Source organism: Chitinophaga caseinilytica (assembly GCF_038396765.1).
Taxonomy (GTDB): domain Bacteria; phylum Bacteroidota; class Bacteroidia; order Chitinophagales; family Chitinophagaceae; genus Chitinophaga; species Chitinophaga caseinilytica.
On sequence record NZ_CP150096.1, the window covers coordinates 428,493 to 446,600 of the forward strand.

16 protein-coding genes and 1 tRNA gene are annotated in these 18,108 nt (G+C 51.0%); 4 read left to right on the forward strand and 13 right to left on the reverse strand.

Annotated features, from left to right (window positions below; genetic code table 11):
• Positions 1-69 precede the first annotated feature (69 nt).
• From WJU22_RS01740 to WJU22_RS01750, 3 genes are all read right to left on the reverse strand, one after another.
• On the reverse strand, positions 70-603 hold the full coding sequence (locus WJU22_RS01740; protein ID WP_341841577.1) for a hypothetical protein: 534 nt from the start codon (positions 601-603) through the stop codon (positions 70-72).
• 96 nt (positions 604-699) lie between these two features.
• Entirely contained in the window at positions 700-1,962 is a 1,263-nt protein-coding gene (locus WJU22_RS01745; protein ID WP_341841578.1) for an adenylosuccinate synthase, read from the reverse strand.
• A gap of 79 nt (positions 1,963-2,041) precedes the next feature.
• Entirely contained in the window at positions 2,042-4,282 is a 2,241-nt protein-coding gene (locus WJU22_RS01750; protein WP_341841579.1) for a RelA/SpoT family protein, read from the reverse strand.
• 177 nt (positions 4,283-4,459) lie between these two features.
• Here WJU22_RS01750 and WJU22_RS01755 point away from each other — a divergent pair.
• The 3 genes from WJU22_RS01755 (at position 4,460) to WJU22_RS01765 (ending at position 6,437) form a co-directional block, all read left to right on the forward strand.
• Positions 4,460-4,541: transfer RNA gene (locus WJU22_RS01755), tRNA-Leu, on the forward strand.
• Between the two features lie 335 nt (positions 4,542-4,876).
• Entirely contained in the window at positions 4,877-5,689 is an 813-nt protein-coding gene (locus WJU22_RS01760; protein WP_341841580.1) for a DUF899 domain-containing protein, read from the forward strand.
• A 10-nt stretch (positions 5,690-5,699) separates the two neighbouring features.
• Complete coding sequence (locus WJU22_RS01765; protein ID WP_341841581.1) at positions 5,700-6,437, forward strand: sulfite exporter TauE/SafE family protein; 738 nt, start codon at positions 5,700-5,702, stop codon at positions 6,435-6,437.
• On the opposite strand, the gene WJU22_RS01770 is transcribed toward WJU22_RS01765, so the two are convergent.
• Positions 6,411-7,424: a GlxA family transcriptional regulator gene (locus WJU22_RS01770; RefSeq protein ID WP_341841582.1), complete on the reverse strand. Its 1,014-nt coding sequence runs from the start codon at positions 7,422-7,424 to the stop codon at positions 6,411-6,413. The genes WJU22_RS01765 and WJU22_RS01770 overlap by 27 nt on opposite strands.
• 193 nt (positions 7,425-7,617) lie before the next feature.
• Between WJU22_RS01770 and WJU22_RS01775 the strand changes: the two genes are divergently transcribed.
• Positions 7,618-8,748, forward strand: coding sequence for a TlpA disulfide reductase family protein (locus WJU22_RS01775; RefSeq protein ID WP_341841583.1), 1,131 nt, complete (start codon positions 7,618-7,620; stop codon positions 8,746-8,748).
• 131 nt (positions 8,749-8,879) lie between these two features.
• On the opposite strand, the gene WJU22_RS01780 is transcribed toward WJU22_RS01775, so the two are convergent.
• The 9 genes from WJU22_RS01780 to WJU22_RS01820 form a co-directional block, all read right to left on the reverse strand.
• The gene (locus WJU22_RS01780) at positions 8,880-10,139 is read right to left on the reverse strand and encodes a 6-bladed beta-propeller (RefSeq protein ID WP_341841584.1); all 1,260 of its coding nucleotides are present in this window, start codon (positions 10,137-10,139) and stop codon (positions 8,880-8,882) included.
• A gap of 10 nt (positions 10,140-10,149) precedes the next feature.
• Positions 10,150-10,785 carry a hypothetical protein gene (locus tag WJU22_RS01785; protein WP_341841585.1) on the reverse strand — a complete coding sequence of 212 codons (636 nt, stop codon included), beginning with the start codon at positions 10,783-10,785 and terminating at the stop codon, positions 10,150-10,152.
• The gene (locus WJU22_RS01790; RefSeq protein WP_341841586.1) at positions 10,782-11,987 is read right to left on the reverse strand and encodes a 6-bladed beta-propeller; all 1,206 of its coding nucleotides are present in this window, start codon (positions 11,985-11,987) and stop codon (positions 10,782-10,784) included. Before WJU22_RS01790 ends, WJU22_RS01785 begins: the two co-directional genes overlap by 4 nt.
• Before the next feature lie 91 nt (positions 11,988-12,078).
• Positions 12,079-12,354 carry a hypothetical protein gene (locus tag WJU22_RS01795; protein WP_341841587.1) on the reverse strand — a complete coding sequence of 92 codons (276 nt, stop codon included), beginning with the start codon at positions 12,352-12,354 and terminating at the stop codon, positions 12,079-12,081.
• A gap of 58 nt (positions 12,355-12,412) precedes the next feature.
• Entirely contained in the window at positions 12,413-12,712 is a 300-nt protein-coding gene (locus WJU22_RS01800; protein WP_341841588.1) for a hypothetical protein, read from the reverse strand.
• 33 nt (positions 12,713-12,745) lie between these two features.
• A complete protein-coding gene (locus tag WJU22_RS01805) occupies positions 12,746-12,937 on the reverse strand; it encodes a hypothetical protein (protein ID WP_341841589.1) in 192 nt (63 codons plus the stop codon).
• Positions 12,938-13,029: 92 nt separating this feature from the next.
• A complete protein-coding gene (locus tag WJU22_RS01810) occupies positions 13,030-14,568 on the reverse strand; it encodes an O-antigen ligase family protein (RefSeq protein ID WP_341841590.1) in 1,539 nt (512 codons plus the stop codon).
• Between the two features lie 345 nt (positions 14,569-14,913).
• The gene (locus tag WJU22_RS01815) at positions 14,914-17,760 is read right to left on the reverse strand and encodes an outer membrane beta-barrel protein (protein ID WP_341841591.1); all 2,847 of its coding nucleotides are present in this window, start codon (positions 17,758-17,760) and stop codon (positions 14,914-14,916) included.
• The gene (locus WJU22_RS01820) at positions 17,757-18,011 is read right to left on the reverse strand and encodes a hypothetical protein (RefSeq protein WP_341841592.1); all 255 of its coding nucleotides are present in this window, start codon (positions 18,009-18,011) and stop codon (positions 17,757-17,759) included. The genes WJU22_RS01815 and WJU22_RS01820 overlap by 4 nt, the downstream gene beginning before the upstream one ends.
• Positions 18,012-18,108 lie beyond the last annotated feature (97 nt).

An 18,108-nucleotide genomic window follows, 5' to 3' on the forward strand; every position in this document is an offset into this window, starting at 1 on the left:
GCTCAACATTTGCTGTTTAATTGCGCTTATATCTTTAACAGGAAAACTGTATGATAGCACGTTTGTCAATTAGAAATCATCATCGTCGTCGTCGAAGCGATCGTTGAACAGGTCCATGTCCTTGAATTCATCGTCGATGCCGAGGTCGTCGTCATCATCGGCGCTTTTCTTGGACGGGCGGCCGCGTTTGTTTTTCGGCTTCGGCATATCGAATTCTTCGAAGTCGGGATCGTAGTCTTCGTCTTCACCTTTTTCCCATGCGTCATCGTCGTCGTCGGCGTCATCGTCATCCGAATCATCATCCTCATCGTCGTCATCTTTCTTACGGGTGGCGGCTTTGGCGGGTTTGCGCCCTTTTTTGGGAGCATCGTCGTCATCGTCGTCGTCGTCATCATCGTCATCGTCTTCCTTCTTCGATTTTGCCGCAAGCTTATCTGATTTTTTAGATGCAGCAGACTTACGGGGAGATTCCTCATCATCCTCATCTTCATCCTCGTCTACTTCTTTCTTCGGCTTGGCGCTCGCTTTCTTTTCAGAGGCTTTGTCAGTCTTAGGCGAAGTAGTCTTTTTAGTCTCTTTCTCTTTATCAGATTTTGATTTCATAATGGTACGTTACAATTAGATTCTAAGGGTAAAGTTTTAACAGTTTTTTTTATTCGCCAAATTTTTTTTGACTGTTTTTTTTGTAATTTTTTGTCTTTACTTTTCGAGTATCTGATCCCTACCCGGCCCATTGGAAACGTACTTCACAGGCACTTTCAGGTAGTCTTCCACAAAAGATAAGAATTTTTTCATTTCCAAAGGTAAAGCGTCGTATCGTTCGCTTTTAGCAGTAGGTTCCGACCAGCCGGGGAAGTTTTCCAGGACGGGCTGGATGGGAGCGCCACAGATGTTGAACGGCATTTCGCGGGTGGTCTGACCGTCAATGGAATACGCGGTGCAGGCGCTCACGGTGTCGAACTCGTCGAGCACGTCGCTTTTGGTCATTACCAGCTGGGTAACGCCGCTGAGCATGCAGGTATAATCGAGTGCAACCAGGTCGATCCAGCCGCAACGGCGGGGGCGGCCGGTGGTGGCGCCGAATTCGTGGCCGGCCTGGCGGAGGCGTTCGCCGGTTTCGTCTTCCAGCTCGGTGGGGAACGGGCCGCTGCCCACGCGGGTGCAATAGGCTTTGGTGACCCCGATCACCTCAGCTACCCATTTCGGGGCGATGCCGAGGCCGGTGCATACGCCGGCGGAGATGGTATTGGAGGAAGTCACGAAGGGGTAGGTACCGAAGTCCACATCGAGCATGCTGCCCTGGGCGCCTTCGGCGAGCACTTTCTTCCCGGCTTTCAGGTTGCCGTTCAGCCAGTATTCCCCGTTCACGATGTTCATTTTCGAGAGGAATTCCACCGCTTCCCAGAATTCGTTCTCCCATTCGGCGATATCTTCATCGAAATTATAATTGGCGAGCAATTGCAGATGCTTGGCTTTCAGCTTTTCGTACTGCTGGCGGAAGTCGCTCCGCAGCACATCGCCCACGCGGAGGCCGTTGCGGCCTGTTTTGTCCATATAAGCCGGCCCGATCCCTTTCAGGGTAGAACCGATCTTTTCCTGGCCTTTCGACAGCTCGGAAGCTTTGTCGAGCGCGCGGTGGGTAGGCACGATGATATGCGTTTTTTCCGCAATGAACAGGTTTTGGGACAGATCAATGCCCATTTCCGCCACTTTCTGGCATTCTTTACGGAAAGTCACCGGGTCGAGCACCACCCCGTTACCGATCAGGTTCAGGGTATTGCCGTGAAATACGCCGGAGGGGATGGTATGCAACACCACTTTCTGGCCATTGACATACAGCGTATGGCCCGCGTTCGGGCCGCCCTGGAAGCGTGCGATGATATCATATTTACCGGCAAAGTAATCTACGATCTTGCCTTTGCCTTCATCGCCCCATTGCAGCCCCAGCAGAACATCTACCATTGTTGAAAAGTTAATTATTGTTTAAAGAAGTGGCAAAAATAAGGCGATTGTGTGAAAATCGGGAGGAAATAAAAATATTCTAATCTTCCAGCCTTTGAATGCTCTGGATACCATCCAGCCCCTTGAGGCGGTTCACCAGCTCCTCCAGTTCGTCCTTATCATGTACGAAAACCTTGATCAGGCCTTCGAACAGCCCTTCCTTCGACTCGATCGTCAGCCCCGCGATATTGATCTTCAGCTCGCCGGAGATAATATTGGTGATCTTGTGGATCACGCCCACATCGTCCATCCCCACGATCTTGAGGCCCGTCAGGAACGAGATTTCCCGGTTTTTCACCCATTTCGTCTTTACCACCCGGTGACCGTAATTGGCCAGCAGCTGGGCGGCGTTCGGGCAATTCGTCCGGTGGATCTTCAGCCCTTCGCTCGCCGTCACGAAGCCGAAAACATCGTCGCCCGGGATGGGGCGGCAGCAATTGGCCAGTTTATAGGCGATCTTGTCGGAGCTTTCCCCGAAAATGATCAGTTCCGCGTCTTTTTTGGACGATTCCTTCGATTTGTGATGCTCCTCGGCCGGCGCGGGCTCGGCGGGCTTCACGGGCTTGGGCGGCTCCAGCTTGTCGCCCAGCACATTGAACTGCTTCAGTTCCCGCAGGTCGATGTTTTTGACGGCCACCTGGTAGTAGAGGTCCAGGGGCGACGGCTGTTTATAGAATTGCACCAGTTCGTTGATATTGTATTGACTGGCGCTCACTTTCATATGGTCGAGCTTGCGGTGGAGGATGTCTTTCCCATCCATGGCCACTTTCCGTTTTTCTTCCTTCAGCGCGTCCTTGATCTTGCTTTTGGCTTTGGCCGTGAGCACGATATTGAGCCAGTCTTCCGAGGGCTTTTGCTTGTTGGACGTGATGATTTCCACCTGGTCGCCGCTGCGGAGCTTATGGCTGAGGGGTACCAGTTTGTAGTTCACCTTGGCCCCGATGCACTTGTTGCCCACGGCGGAGTGGATGGAATACGCGAAATCGAGGGCGGTGGAGCCTACGGGCAGTATTTTGAGGTCGCCTTTCGGTGTGTAAACGTAGATTTCCTCGGTGAAGAGGTTGGATTTGAAATCGGCGAGGAAGTCGAGCGTATTGGTGTCAGGGCTGTTGAGGATTTCCCGGATCTGGCTGAACCACTGTTCGAATTTCGATTCCTGGACGTTGGAATTGCCTTCCTTGTAGCGCCAGTGGGCGGCCAGGCCTTTTTCGGCATAGTCGTTCATGCGCTTGGAGCGTATCTGCACTTCCACCCACTTCCCGTTGGGGCCCATTACCGTTACGTGCAGGGCTTCGTAGCCGTTTCCTTTCGGGTTGGAAAGCCAGTCGCGCGTGCGTTCGGGGCTGGGGTGGTAGAAGTCGGTGATGATGGAGTAGACTTTCCAGCAGTCGGCTTTTTCCTTTTCCACGGCGGAGTCGAGGATGATGCGGATGGCGAAGAGGTCGTATACTTCTTCGAACTGGACGCCTTTGGTTTTGATCTTGTTCCAAATGGAGTGGATGGATTTTGGGCGGCCGTATATTTCGAAGTTGAAGCCTTCTTCCTGGAGCACTTCCTTGATCGGCTTGATGAATTCGTTGATATACCGGGTTCGTTCGCGCTTTGTTTCCTTGAGGCGCTTGGCGATTTCGCGGTAATGGTCCTGCTCGGTGTACTTCATGGCGAGGTCTTCGAGCTCGGACTTGATATTGTACAGGCCGAGGCGGTGGGCCAGGGGTGCGTAGATGAAGACCGTTTCCGAGGCGATTTTGAGCTGTTTTTCGCGGCTCATGGAATCGAGGGTGCGCATATTGTGGAGGCGGTCTGCCAGCTTGATGAGGATGACGCGGGGGTCATCTGCGAGGGTGAGGAGGATTTTCTTGAAATTCTCCGCCTGCATGGTGCTGGTGTTGGAATCGATGACGGTGGATATTTTGGTGAGCCCGTCCACGATATGGGCGATTTCGCTGCCGAATTCGCGTTCCACGTCTTCGAGGGTCACCTCGGTGTCTTCCACGGTGTCGTGCAAAAGCGCGCAGATGGCGGAGCGAACGCCGAGGCCTATTTCCTCGACGGTGATCTGGGAAACCGCGAGGGGGTGAAGGATGTAGGGCTCACCGGATTTGCGGCGCATATCTTTATGGGCGTCTGCCGCCATTTCGAAAGCGGTGCGCACGAGCTCCCGGTCGCCTTTTTTGAGGCGGGGCTTCAGGGCGCGTAAAAGGGCGCGATAATGGCGGACGATCTCCTTTTTCTCCTGCTCTTCGTCGAGGTTGTATTTTTGTACGGTCACTGTATCCATGCTGAGATCAAAAATACAAAAAGGACGCCATAAGGTGATATCCTGCCATTGCGTCAGCCGCGCGTTTTTCTAGATTTTTATTCGTCGCAATAAGTTGATTATCAATACAATTATAGCCTTCAGTATCCATAATTTTTATAATTCCTAAAAAAGAATACCTTTGCATGCCTTGAAAAAGCGGATGTGGTGAAATTGGTAGACACGCCAGACTTAGGATCTGGTGCCGCGAGGCATGTAGGTTCGAGTCCTATCATCCGCACGAAATTTGTCGGGAGCCAGGTATTAAGCCTGGCTTTTTTTATGAGGTGATGCGGCAGAAATTTGATTTCGACACGCCAGACTTAGGATCTGGTGCCGCGAGGCATGTAGGTTCGAGTCCTATCATCCGCACGAAATTTGTCGGGAGCCAGGTATTAAGCCTGGCTTTTTTTATGTCCAATTCGCCCCCCGACAAAGTCTTTTCCTCCCTTCCCCGATTGCCGCCCATTCCTGTAATTTTGATACAGGATGCGAACATGCACCTCACCACCACGGCATCCTGCAACGATCCTCCTTTTTATCCCGCATTCGTTACCGCTAAAAACACTTCTATACATGAAAAACGTAACAACAACTGTAGGAAACCGGGCAGTAGTAAGCCCCGAAGAATGGACTGCCTCCCGCATCGCATTGCTGAAAGCGGAAAAAGAGCTCACTCATCGCAGCGACGAAGTGGCCAGGATGCGCCAGCAGCTACCCTGCGTGGAGATCCACAAAAATTATGTGTTCGATACCGACAACGGGAAACTGTCGCTGGAAGCGCTGTTCGACAGCCGTTCCCAGCTGCTGGTGTATCACTTTATGTTTGGGCCGGATTACGCGGCCGGATGCGCCAGCTGTTCATCCATCGCCGACAGCTTCAACGGCATCACCGAACACCTGAAAAGCCACGATGTGATGCTGTGGGCCATTTCCAGGGCGCCGCTCACAAAGCTGCAGGCGTTCAAATCGCGCATGGGATGGAGTTTTCCATGGGCATCGTCTTTCGAAAGCGATTTCAATTACGACTTCGGCGTATCCTACACCGCCGAGCAAATGGAAGCCGGTGCCTATCATAATTACAAAAAAGAAGATCCCATCATCCATGCCCGGTACAAATCAGACGGCTCCAGCGATGTAGCCATGCTGTCGGGCACCGATCTTTTTACCTACGTTAAAGAGCGGCCGGGGATGAGCGCGTTCATCCGTGAGGGCGACCGCATCTTTCACACCTACTCCGCCTTCGAGCGCGGTGTGGATATTTTGTGGAACATGTACCAGTGGCTGGACAGGGCACCCCTTGGCCGGAATGAAAACAGCTTTTGGCTGAAACATCACGACCAATACAACAACGAACAAAACGGCTCCGGGAAAAGCTGCTGTCACTAAATCATAAAAAATGTTCGAAGCGATCTTTGCCGGGTTGGGCATCGGTATGGCCGGAAGCCTGCACTGCGTCGGCATGTGCGGGCCACTGGCCTTATCGCTGCCCGTAAGCGGAAGAACGGAGATTGCAAGGGTACTTGCCGTGCTTTTGTATAATCTCGGGCGCATCGCCACCTATTTTACAATGGGCCTTGCGCTTGGCTGGGCCAGCCACCGGATGGCTTTTGCCGGTTATCAGCAAATAGCGTCCGTAGCGATGGGAGCACTTATATTGGCGCTGTTGCTGTTGAAAAAATTCCTGCCTGGTAGACGATGGACCGGATATTTGAGAAACGGGGTAAGGAAATGGTTACGATATTTCCTCGTGCGGAGGAACAGCGCAGGAACGTTCTTCGTGATCGGGCTGCTGAATGGCGCGCTGCCCTGCGGAACAGTGTACATAGCCATTGCTGCGGCACTTACCACCGGGAGCGCGTTTCACTCCGGGTTGTTGATGATCGCGTTCGGATTCGGCACCCTCCCGCTGATGGCACTGCTGATGCTCTGCGGCCATCATCTCAGCCTGTCCTGGAAAAACCGCTTTAGAAAGGCGGCGCCGTTATTTATCGCAGGTGTTGCGGTACTGATGGTTTTGCGTGGCCTTAACCTGGGGCTCCCCTTCGTTAGCCAAGCCTTTTCGGGATCGGGGAGCGCCATTTCATCAAATGCCATCCCACGAAATAATTCAGTTCGCATCATTCATGAACAGTAATTCCGCCGCTTCCCGGTTGTATTTGTTTTTGTACGCCAGCGGCGAGATGCCGGTAATTTTCCGGAACACCTCGCGGAAAGCTTTTGCATCCGAATAGCCAACTTCGTACATGATTTCGTTTACGGTTTTGGGGGTGGATTCCAGCGCTTTCTTCGCGGATTCTATTTTCAGGCGCTGCAGGTATTCGGCAGGCGTGTTGCCGGTGGCTTTGATGAACCGCCGGTCGAAGGTCCTCCTGCCAAACGCCAGCTCTTTCGACAATTCATCCACCGAAATTTTCCTGTCATAGTTATGTTCCATATACTCCTGTGCCTTGCGGATCATATCATCCCCATGTTTTTTCTGCCCGGAAAAAATCGCAAAATCGGACTGCGTCTGCCGGTCGATCTCTACTTGCAGCACCTTTGAGCAATAAACCGCCGTTTGCCGGTCGTAGTACTTCCCGATGAGGTAAATAAGCAGGTTTAAAAATGAATAGCCGCCGCCATTGGTATAAATCCCTTCTTCGTCCGTTATCAGTTTTTCAATCTTGAGCTGCACTTCCGGGAATAGCTGGTGAAAGCTTTCCGCCGATTTCCAGTGTACGGAACAGCTTTTACCGTTCAGCAGGTCGGTAGCCGCCAGCATATATGCACCGGTACACATGCAGGCGATTTCAGCGCCTTTCTTGTATTGCCCGCGCAGCCATGCCGACACCTTTTCGTCCACGAAATTCTTCTCCAGAAATTCCCCGCCCAACGCTGGAATAATAATCAGGTCCGTTTTCCGGATGGTCGAAATACTCGCCTGCGGCTGGATCATCAGCATGCCATTCACGAGCTCCGAGCGTTTCGACAGCCCCACCAGCTCCATTTTGAACACCGGTTTCCTCCCGAGCGTACCGTAGTATTTATTCGCCTCCGTAAAAGCATGATACGTTCCTGCAATGCACGCTACCGTGTTGGGCCCTGAGCGATCGTCCGGCACGAGGATACTGAGATGCTTCATGGCTTTTTTTCAAAGTTAGCCAAAAACAGGATATCCAGATCAGCCCGCAACTACCTATTTTTGGACACACTGAATTATTATAGGAAAGCCGGTATCCGTTCTTGCCGGCGGCTTTCTTTTTTAGCATTTCGTTAAGGGTCAATTAGCATTTCATTAGGATTTGGATGGATACTTTCGGTAAAATTCTATCCCAATGCATCCCCATCGCTTCACCCTTTCATTGATTTTGCTATTGATTGGCTTCTCGGCTTCCGCAAATGATTCTGCTTATGTAGACATCCGCTTCACCAGCCCGTTAAGCACCGATAAATTCACCATCACCCTGCACGACGGCATTAACGAACACAAATTAAAAATACCCGGACAATTGACCTGGAAAGGGGAATTGTTCAGTCCGTACGGTTTTATTCAGATAGATTATAAAAACAGTGACACCTCCAACATTTTCAAGCGGATATTTTTCCCGAAAGGCCGGGCTACCGTAGTGTTGACATCCGAACCGGATCCCGGAAAATATTTTTCCGTCGATGAAAAACGTTCGGAGAATATTGTGATGTACGAGGCGTTAGGAGGTGCCGCGATGGATGCTTTCGTCAAACCCAGTTTCGATATCTTTATTTCCTTCTACCACAAAAACAAACACCGGCTCGGGGCAGACACTTCGCTGGTAAACCGGGCTTTTGCGCTGGGAGATTCCGCGGGTCTAGCGGAAATTGCTTTTATCCGGCAGCACCCACAGCTCTACGTCTCGTATTGGACGTTCCTCACACGCATCTACAAATCGAGACTGCTGAGCAACGCTGAAATCAAGGAATTCTACGACAACAAAATTCCCGCATCTTTCAAAAACACGAAATCCGGTATTTACCTCGCCAATCAAATCCAGACGAAAATCAATATTTCCACCCATCAACTTTTTCCGGATTTTAATTCAAAAGACCTCAACGGCCAGCCCGTCGTTTCCTCCGCGCTCCGCGGCAACCTTGTGCTGGTACAATTCTGGGCATCCTGGTGCAAACCGTGTATCGAGGAAATGCCCGAACTGAAAAAGATCAACGAAAAGTACAACGGATCACCTTTCAAACTCATTTCCTTCAGCGTCGACAAAGATTCGCTGGCTTGCCGCAAAGCCATCGAAAAACATGCGATGAACTGGACGCAGGTGTTTGGAGATGTTAAGCTGTACAACGAGATGTCCTATTATCCCATACCACAACTTTACCTGATCGACAAAAACGGCCACACGATCTACAACAACACGATCACCCGGGATCCGGACTTTCAGCTGCTGCACAAAATATTATCGGAACAATTAGGGAAATAAACCCCGCGGCCCACAAGCATCCCATCAACACAGCCAGCACTGTTCATCCGGAAAGGAAAAAGCCTGTACAACAACGTACAGGCTTCTTTTTTTCTCATGAGCATAATTGTGGGGAAATTTCATCTGTCCCGCTATTCTTTCAACTTCATCCTGACGATGACCGGGTTGCTGGTGCGGTCGCTTTTCTTGAAATAGTTTTCCAGCACCGGCGGGAACTTTGCCTGTCGGGCTTTTGCCGCGTCCAGCGATTGAAACAGCTGGAGGGAAGAAATGTGGCTGTACAGCTGTTTCTGGAATATGGCCGCTCCGCCGCTTTTCGCCCCTTCGCTGAACAGCGGCAGGTACCATGATGCTTCGTCGGGCGTAACCCTGTCGAGGGTAGACAGTTTGCCGGACGCCGTATCGTACACAAAATTGTATTGATATTTGTTCATTGCAGACTGCGAGGCAATGGCATACACCGGCACCACCAGCTTGAAAAACAACTTGTTTCCCAGGAAAAACAGGTTCTCTACATTCAGGATCAGTTCCTGGCGAGAGTCGATCGATTTGCGGATGCTATCGAGCACCCTCGGATCTTTTGTTCTGAGGATATCGGCGGAGAGCATTCTGCTTCCCGGGAAAACGATCTGCGCAATTTTCACAGCACTGTCGGCCGACACCCGGTAAAGCCCGAAGTCTAGCGGCGTAGATACAAGCGCGGTGCCGTTCTCAATTACTTTGGGCATGGGAATGTAGCCGTGGATCCGGGCAGTAGCCAGACTGATATCCTCCCGAACGGGCAACAATTGTTTGTACAGCGCGTCTTTACGATAAACGCTCAGGAAATGACAGGGCCCGTTTCCGGGATCGGATGCCGTACAGCCAACGCTCTGCAGAAAAAAGTCGGCAGACAGCGGCGTGAGCAATTTGAGCCCGGTGGCATTCCTTTCCAGCTGAAATTCCTGTTTTCTCTCCGGCAACGGCACGCCCGACAACGTATAGTACATAAAAATAACGGACCGCATGTTGCTTGCAAATTTCATCACTATCACCAGGTTGTTCACTTTATCGTGATGAAGGTTGCCGTATTCATTCAGTTTCCTGATAAACTTTCCTTTGGTGGAAAAAACGAGGATAGACCGGGTATCGCGGTCGCCGATAACGAAACCACTGTCGGTAGGCAGCAATTGATGCACATCTCCGAAAATACTTTCCTTCGTTGTTTCCAGCGGGATGTATTCCACTTCACTGAAGTATTCGGATACCATGCCACCATAAGCCTGATCCGGATCTATCCGGTATTTCGGAACGGTTTGCCCCAGTGCCAGCGTGGCGGGCAGCGCTGCCGCGAAGAGGGTGAACCATAGCCTGGGGAGTTTGTACATCTGCGGCCGAGCAAAAAGTTTCATCGTTCAGGTTTTACAGGAATTTGTATTGACCGGTCAGGAAATCGTCTATCAGTTCCGGGTATCCGCTATTAGGGATAAAGATCCTCCTGATCCTGAGATTTCCGTCCACATAAAATAAATAAGAATAGGTGGGCGAGTCTGCATCTATCGACAAACGGCCCTTTTCGTAAAAATAAACATCGAAATCCACTTTTGCGCCTTTTCTCCAAACCAGGTAGGATTCAACGTTGGAAAAATCGACGAGTGCCAGGATACGTGTTTCCGGATGCTCTTTCTTAAACGCCTTCATTTTCTCCACCGTCATATCGGAGCACATGCCGCAGCCGATTTCGGTATACCGGAGGATGAGGGTGCTGCCGCCGGTTCGCATCGCAGCAGCGAGGTTCGTGTATACCGCCGCGTCGTTTTCGTTCATCACTTTGCAGGCTGCGAAGCTGGTGTCTTCCAGCCTGAAACCGGTGTATTTATTGGCGAATGCGATGTTTCCCTCCAGGTACTTAACGATGGTATTGAGATTGGCGATACTGTCTACACTGCTTTGCAGGGAGCGCTCCAGTCGTTTCTTTTGGCTGTTGCTTTTGTACAGCGTAAAGTAGGAGATGCCGCCGAGCGCAATGATAACGACGAAATAATATATTGGCTTCATTTGAATTTCACTTTGATAAGGTAAAAGCCTGCAAGATCCAGCCGGCCGAGTTTTTCCTGGAACGGGCTGCCGGGATCGAGCCCTTTTTTGAGCTGGTAACCCGTGGCGAGGGCGAGGAATTCGTCTGTTTTATGATCGTATCCCATAAACGGCGGCAATACACCCTGCAGCGATTTCCCGTCGGTCATGACTTTGGCGGAAACGGTATCTTTCAGGGTATTTTTGGAAATGATGCTCATGAATCCGTCGCGCTTATTCCCTGCGAACGACATGGATCCGAAGATGATGTACCGGCTGTTCTCCAGATAAGTGCCGTAAGGAAATACGAAACCGCTGAACATTGAAGTATGCATATCCTGGGGCGTTCTCACATGCGAATCAAATTTATCGAGGTGCTCGGTGATGATGGAATCTCCCTGCGCTGAAGTCATACTTCCCTCCGCATACCGGATATCATAAAGCCTGGCCATTCCGTTTGCATCGATATGATAAATGCTGGGATCGTAATGCTTCGTAAAACGGAGGCTGTCGCTATGGCGAAAAAAACTGTTGTTGTAGGTGAGTACCAGGATGTTCCGGAACGGTTTTGAATAGGGAAGAAAAGTCTGGTCGACATCCAGATCGCTGGTGAGGGTATTGAGCAGGGTTGCAGACGGATTTCCAAGGTTGTAGTTGGCAAAAGCCGCATAATTATCTGAATTGGGAATACGCGCCAGGTGGGAAAAGTGCAGCAATTTCTTTCCTTTCCTGATTTCTTTCAATTGCAAATCGTTGTCGTAGATATTGATGCGGCATTGGGCAAAATCATAAACGATCATGCCCTTGTCGTCTACATAGGAATCTGTAAAGTTGATCCCGTCTTCTTCCCTGATCCCGTTTTTGGCGACAACCTTCCCGAAAGTACCGTCTTTATTGAAAAAAAGCGCCTGTTTGCTGCTCGGCGTAAGATTAAAAAGGATATATCCCTTGTCGCCGAAAGCATAGAGCTGAAAGGGAGTGGTAACAGGATAATCTGCGCCTTCGATCAACGGAATTACAGCAACGGTATCGATGAGGCCGGCAATATCGGCCGTGTCCTTCTTGGCATGGTTATCGACAAAGATCTGCCTGGGCGAAACGTTGGTTTCCTTATTGTTTTTACAGGAATAAACGGAGGCAACGAGCAAGAGCAACGTTGCCGGAATAGAAGCTTTGATTCTCATACTTAATTCTGTGGCAATCACGTGTTGTCATCAATTCATTACATGAAATCACCCGGGGCGGATGGAATTCCGCTTCCGGGTGACGGTTGCATTAATCGTGCGTTTTAGTGGCAGGGTAGCAATGGTGCCTGGTGACAGTCACCATATCGCAATCAACAGCCTGACAGGCAAGTTTCCCCGTCCAAACGCCGTTAAAATCGCATCTCACCGCATCGATGCCGGTGTAACCGCATTTAAATACGATGGCAGTAAGACAGTCTTCCGTTCCGCCACCACCGCTTTCGTCTGCTTCAGTAAATGAAAGCAGCAACGAAGAAGCACCTACGCAGGTAATAGCTAATAAAAAGGGATAAATAAGTTTTTTCATGTAACAATGTTTTGTAAATCAGTTTTTTAATTATCTGGTCTTTCTATACCACGATCGTTTACCTGGGGGTCATTTCAGAAATAATCAAATTCCCCTCCTTCCTGCATTTATAGTCAGCCATAGCGTCATTCATACAGCCAAAGCTGGTGCAAGCGATCTTTCCGCCAAATACACCGTTGTACTGGCAAGCCGTCCGCGTTCCGAGCGGCATACCATTATATTCGCCACAGGAAAGGTTCATGGAGGTGTAACAATCTTGTGTACCGACACCGCCGCCGGTTTCATCGCCGTCAACGAACGACATAAACGGGACCGCACCCAATACGGCGGCCACAAAGAGGAACGACAATCGTTTCATCTTGATACTTTTTTTGAGTTATGAAATAAATGATTACGACTTGCTTGGGTTGTTGCTCCCGTTTTTGTCCATCAGTTCGGTCAACAACTTTTCCAACAGGGCGCTTTGTTTCCTGGCGTTTTTCATGAGGGATACAAGGCAATAAATAACTACGATATTAAGTGGCAAAGCCAATACGACAGCCAGGATCACCGTCCAGATGTAAGAGAAGTTATTCAATTCCATAGTATAGTTTTTTATTGATTTTTGTTGGGTAATGCCAAGTCATGCAGTTATGAAGTTATGCCCGGTCAAAGTCCGATATTGTCATTGAAAAATTAGTTGTTGAATTTTTCATGGACCAGATCACGGGCGGCCCGCCTGATGCGGAGCGCTGCTGCGGAAGGAATTTTCACGGGTGTTTGCAGTATCTCTCCGGCGATGCGTTGCGCTGCTGCCGTATCGCCCGTTTGCAGATACAGGCGCATCAGTTCGCCTTTGGGTGAAAGCCTCCCCGGCAGATAGTATCCCAGCCAGCGCCAATTTTTCTCCGCGCAAGCGTAGTCGCCGGTTTCTTCGCACGCATTCGCCATCGCTTCCACAACGTTCCTGCTGATGAAGGTTTTCCGGGCTTCGTTTAATAGTGGCAACGCATCGCCATGCCGGTCATCCGCAGCCAGTTGTATGGCGTAAGCGGCGAGGAATTTCCCATTATGCTTCAGCACGGGATACCACTGTGCATATTCACTTTGGGCAGGCGCTTTTCCAGATACCTGCAACATGCGCCATTGCGCAGCAGCACGATAAGCCGGCCACCAACGGACCATCATTACGCAAACCACCAGCGCCCCCACGGCCGTCAGCCATCCCCCACTTGCCTTTTTACCCGCAACAAAAACCCTTTCCAGGAAGGCCGGCCACGGCCGTTCATCGAGCCGGAAAGCAACTATGCAACAAAACACCAGCAACAGCAGAATTGCATTCACATGCAGCACATATGTCGTAAATCCACAGGAAAGTATCACGAAAACCGTCAGTTTTATGGCCGTCATCAAATGCGGATATTGCAACGATCTGGCCCGGAACACCAAGATCATTATTATAACGAGACAGGCGCCTCCCAGCGCCCCCGTTTCCAGCCACCACTGCAGCCACTCATTAAAAAGGAGGAAACTTTCGCCGGCGCTTTGCCGGTAAGCCTCCGGCGCATCAGGGCGTTCCCTGAAAAAATCGGACTGCCACTGCGGATAATACCAACTGAATCTCCCCAGTCCCGTTCCCGTCCAGAAGTGATCGGAAACATGCCCCCAGGCAACCTCCGTTTTCATGACACGCCCTATCGCACTGGCTTTCTTCATCCCAAAAAGAAAATAACCAACCGCTGCGGACAACACGATCCCCATCACCACTACCGCCAGTTTTCCCGGAACGGGTATTCGTTTCCAGCTGTTTGCCAGTTTCCGCTTCCAAACCAGGAACACCGCTGCCGCCAGCAACGCGCCCGCAGCGATCAGCGCAGTTCTGCTGCCAGATACGATCACCCCGAAAATAACTGCCGCGGAAATAGCCAGAAACAATACAAAACCCGCTTTCCGGACCCAGGCAGGCCAGGTCTCCCCACCTTTCAGCCCGAGGAACGTAAAGGGCATCATCGTCACCATCAGGCAATTGAATATTCCCGAATTCCGCACGGTTCCCTGCAAAGCTTCCATCGCCGGAATTTGCTGTACCCGGGACGCGTGCAATTGCATATATCCAATATAGATCTGCACCACCATCACACCAGCCACTCCCGCCGCCATCCATTTCGATATACGCGCGATGCCACTTGCCGGCAACAGCAGCCCGCAACTGCATAGCATAACAACAACCGCCACCCAACTAAAATGCTCATTGCCGAAATGATAGCTCCCGCTACACAAAAACAGCAATCCCAACCCGCAGATCGCCACCGTACAACAAATGCGCGGTAAAACCGGAAGTTCAATCCCTGATACAACACCTCCTGTCAGCAACACAGCCATTAGCGGCATCATCACCAGGAGTGCATATTGTCCGTTCATTTCCATCTCATAGTTAAAAGAATACGGATAACAGAAAATGGAATACGCCAACAAACCGAAAATTCCGGCAATAGTCAGCCACTCCCGCCATGCGAAAGGCGGCATGCAGGATATCAACCGGCGAAAGTTCCGCATCAACTTATTTTTAACATAATAAATTTATCTCCCGAATTTCCGCGGATAATAAGCCACGGTAAGCATGAAATACTGTTGCAGGATATTGCTGTAAGTGAATACCTGTGCATTGCCCGACACTATGTTCGACCAACCTTTATTCTGCCGCAGGATGTCGAGCGCCGAGATCTTCGCCTCGCCTTGCCTTCCTTTCAGAAAACGGCAGCCAAGGCTCGCATTCCAGATCACAAAATTGTCGGGATTCAACTGGTTGACGCGGTTGCGGTTGAAAATCAGGTTCGTGTTCCAATGGATGTTTACCGGCAACTGCAGCGCCCCGGAAAACATGGTAGACTGGTTCCTGCTTTTCAGTTCGCTTTGCCCAAATCCTTTCTGAATGCTGTTAAACATCATGCGGCTATGTTCTGCTTTCAATATCAGGAGGTCTTTATGCCGGAAACTGATATTCACCGACGCCTGGTGACTGGTATTGTCGCTTACGTTCAGCTTGCTGTCGATATACTGGGGATACCGCCCCTTGTTCATCCCATATCGTCCGCCCGCTTCGAAAGTGCCGGATCTGGTCTGATACGCCTTCCTGATTTCCGCGCTGCCGCTGGCACACCGCTGTCCGTCGATATTAACGGCATACCGGGTGCTGACGCCCGAGGCGTTGTAGAGCAAGCTGTCGGAAAAGTAATTATCCGTTTGCCCCGCGGCCAGGTTCACCCGCGCATTCCACGGATTCTTCGGCTTTCTCGAAGTGTAACTGTACCCGGCGGTCAATTCCCTGACATATTGCGGCCGGAGTTCCGGATTACCTTTCAGGACCTGCCAGAGATCGGCGCTATCGGTCAGCGGCGCCATCCTGCCGATTTCCGGATAGTTTGCCTGGGTGGAAAAAGCAAGGCTGTAGCTGGTTTCATGCAGTCCATATTGATGGTTGGTATGCGTGAACGATGCCTGCGGGAGGAAACGGGAATAATGATAGGATATGTTCTGGATAGGCTGATCCGCGTTGCTTTGCAGACCGTAATATTGTTGTTGCAGGTTTACGTGGATGGATGTGGTTTTGTTGTAGCGGTTAGAAAGATCCTTGCCGAAACTTCTCGACAGGTTGAGGGCCGGTGTGAAATTGCTGGTGTTTTCATGCCGGGTGTTCGTCAGAAACGGGTTCACCTGGAATTTGCCATCGGCCGACCGCTTGTCCAGGATACGGTCGAAGGCGCTTTTGCTCCCCAGATTGTAATTGGCAGAAATTCCTATTCCGATCCCCGCCAGGCCCGCGCGGTGGAAAATAAGGCGTTTAAGCCCGGGATAGCTGGCTCTTAGTACGTGGCTGCTGTTTCGCCCGTCTTGCCTTTCATACAGCCTGTCGTATTTTCTGTTAAGCAAGGGGTCGGTGGCGGAAGTAAATTCCGATTTCGTGGCGGCGTTCCCGGATTGCTCTTCGGCGCTAAATAGATATCCGAGCGTAAACGCACGCGAAACCCTTCCCTGCCGCGTATTATCCGCTATCATGATGTTTGCGCGGTTCTGAAAATCGAAGCCTGCGGTGATGCGCGACACTTCCATATTCCGCTCCGTTTGCGACACGCTGTTGCCGAGCAGGCCCACATCGGTTTGCCGCCGTTCCGATTCATCATTGTAAACCTGGTGCGTGTTCCGGCCTGAATAAGTTGCATTTACGTTCCATTCCTGCAATTCGGTACTTTTATGGTAAGCGGCATTTGCGTTACGGGAAGTACTGTTCTCCTTGGCCTGTGATCGGGTGGTGGCGGTCAGCAACGCATCGCTTTTCAGGTAGGTGTTTTCCACAGACCGGCTTTGGATATTCCTTCGCTGATCGTCGTAGAAGAAATCTCCTTTGAGCCGGTTTATTTTTAATGGTTTGAAATCCGGTTCCATATCATATTGCAGCCTGGCGCCCGCGGCGATGGCATTGTTACTTCCGCGCATCCGGAAATCGCTCTGGTATTGCGTCCCCACCCCTTCGCCCTGGAATGTGCTGCTCTTCAGTAACATTTCCGTTCCGGTGGCGATCTTGTTGATATTGTTGGCCGCTCCCACGAGGCTCAACTGGAGCTTTTCCGTGTATCCGCTGAGCATGCCATCGGCAGTATATCTTTCCCCGGTACCGTATCCGCCGCCCACCTTTCCGAAATACCCGACACGCTTATCCGGCTTCAGGCGGATGTTGGCTGAAAGTGTGGAATCCAGCGGGTTGCTGAGGTTGTGCTGCCGGTAGACCTGAATTTTATCGAGCGCGTTTTTGGGCAGGTTTTGCGTGGCAATGGCAGGATCCTGGCTTCCCATGAACGGCTTTCCCTCTACCAGCACCTGTTGTATTTTTTTACCGTTGTAGGTGATGTCTCCGTCTCCCCACACCGTGAACCCCGGCAGTTTCCTGATGAGGTCTTCCGCCGTGGCGCTGCTATCCAGCCGGAACGCGTCAGCATTGAATTCCAGCGTATCGCCGTTCATCCTGACGGGAGCAATGGCCATTACCGTCACCTCCTTCAGCATCCCTTTATTTTGATGCAGGAATATGGTCCCGAAATCGAACTGCATGCTTTCCCCGATCCTGAACGGCACTACGAAAGGCGTGTATCCAAGATGGGAAACCACCAACCGGAGGGCCACGTTGCCGGGAAGTGCCGGCAACACAAATTCGCCAAACCGGTCGGGTAGCGTGAATTTCACGAGCGAGGAATCGGATTGCCTGTACACCGCAATCGTGGCCGTGGGCAGCATATAATTATATACCGAGTCTTTCACCTTTCCGGTTATCTTTCCCGCCGGCGCCTGCTGGGCAAAAGCCAACACCGCCATATGCAGAAACGCTGCCACCAAAGCGAATAGCCGGCTTCCGGTTTTGAACCCCTTCTTCATCCGCCGGCACTTTCTTCTTCAAATGATGTAAACCCTGCACTGAAACAACCTTTCACCCTGAAGTAGTAGCTCTTGCGCTTCCGGCAGTAATCGACCGGCGCGCCCAGTTGTTTCATCAGGTCGATGTACCGGAGCACCTGCCGCTCACCGATCTTCAGTTTCAATGCGAGTTCTTTCGGTGTGCCGGTATCGGATTTATTGATACAATGGCTGATTTTCTGCAAATAGTGTATGACTTTAATGACATGCATAAGCACAATTTTGACCTTCGGGGTATAGCGGCCGATCGAAGGCATTAAACATTGGGTATAACAGGCTTAAATGTGCAGACAGCCGCCCGGGTCAGGC

What these genes read in the sequence shown, in the direction of transcription:
- WJU22_RS01740 (WP_341841577.1), bottom strand. Translation starts at nt 603, where the DNA reads ATGAAATCAAAATCTGATAAAGAGAAAGAGACTAAAAAGACTACTTCG.
- WJU22_RS01745 (WP_341841578.1), bottom strand. Translation starts at nt 1,962, where the DNA reads ATGGTAGATGTTCTGCTGGGGCTGCAATGGGGCGATGAAGGCAAAGGC.
- WJU22_RS01750 (WP_341841579.1), bottom strand. Translation starts at nt 4,282, where the DNA reads ATGGATACAGTGACCGTACAAAAATACAACCTCGACGAAGAGCAGGAG.
- WJU22_RS01760 (WP_341841580.1), top strand. Translation starts at nt 4,877, where the DNA reads ATGAAAAACGTAACAACAACTGTAGGAAACCGGGCAGTAGTAAGCCCC.
- WJU22_RS01765 (WP_341841581.1), top strand. Translation starts at nt 5,700, where the DNA reads ATGTTCGAAGCGATCTTTGCCGGGTTGGGCATCGGTATGGCCGGAAGC.
- WJU22_RS01770 (WP_341841582.1), bottom strand. Translation starts at nt 7,424, where the DNA reads ATGAAGCATCTCAGTATCCTCGTGCCGGACGATCGCTCAGGGCCCAAC.
- WJU22_RS01775 (WP_341841583.1), top strand. Translation starts at nt 7,618, where the DNA reads ATGCATCCCCATCGCTTCACCCTTTCATTGATTTTGCTATTGATTGGC.
- WJU22_RS01780 (WP_341841584.1), bottom strand. Translation starts at nt 10,139, where the DNA reads ATGAAACTTTTTGCTCGGCCGCAGATGTACAAACTCCCCAGGCTATGG.
- WJU22_RS01785 (WP_341841585.1), bottom strand. Translation starts at nt 10,785, where the DNA reads ATGAAGCCAATATATTATTTCGTCGTTATCATTGCGCTCGGCGGCATC.
- WJU22_RS01790 (WP_341841586.1), bottom strand. Translation starts at nt 11,987, where the DNA reads ATGAGAATCAAAGCTTCTATTCCGGCAACGTTGCTCTTGCTCGTTGCC.
- WJU22_RS01795 (WP_341841587.1), bottom strand. Translation starts at nt 12,354, where the DNA reads ATGAAAAAACTTATTTATCCCTTTTTATTAGCTATTACCTGCGTAGGT.
- WJU22_RS01800 (WP_341841588.1), bottom strand. Translation starts at nt 12,712, where the DNA reads ATGAAACGATTGTCGTTCCTCTTTGTGGCCGCCGTATTGGGTGCGGTC.
- WJU22_RS01805 (WP_341841589.1), bottom strand. Translation starts at nt 12,937, where the DNA reads ATGGAATTGAATAACTTCTCTTACATCTGGACGGTGATCCTGGCTGTC.
- WJU22_RS01815 (WP_341841591.1), bottom strand. Translation starts at nt 17,760, where the DNA reads ATGAAGAAGGGGTTCAAAACCGGAAGCCGGCTATTCGCTTTGGTGGCA.
- WJU22_RS01820 (WP_341841592.1), bottom strand. Translation starts at nt 18,011, where the DNA reads ATGCATGTCATTAAAGTCATACACTATTTGCAGAAAATCAGCCATTGT.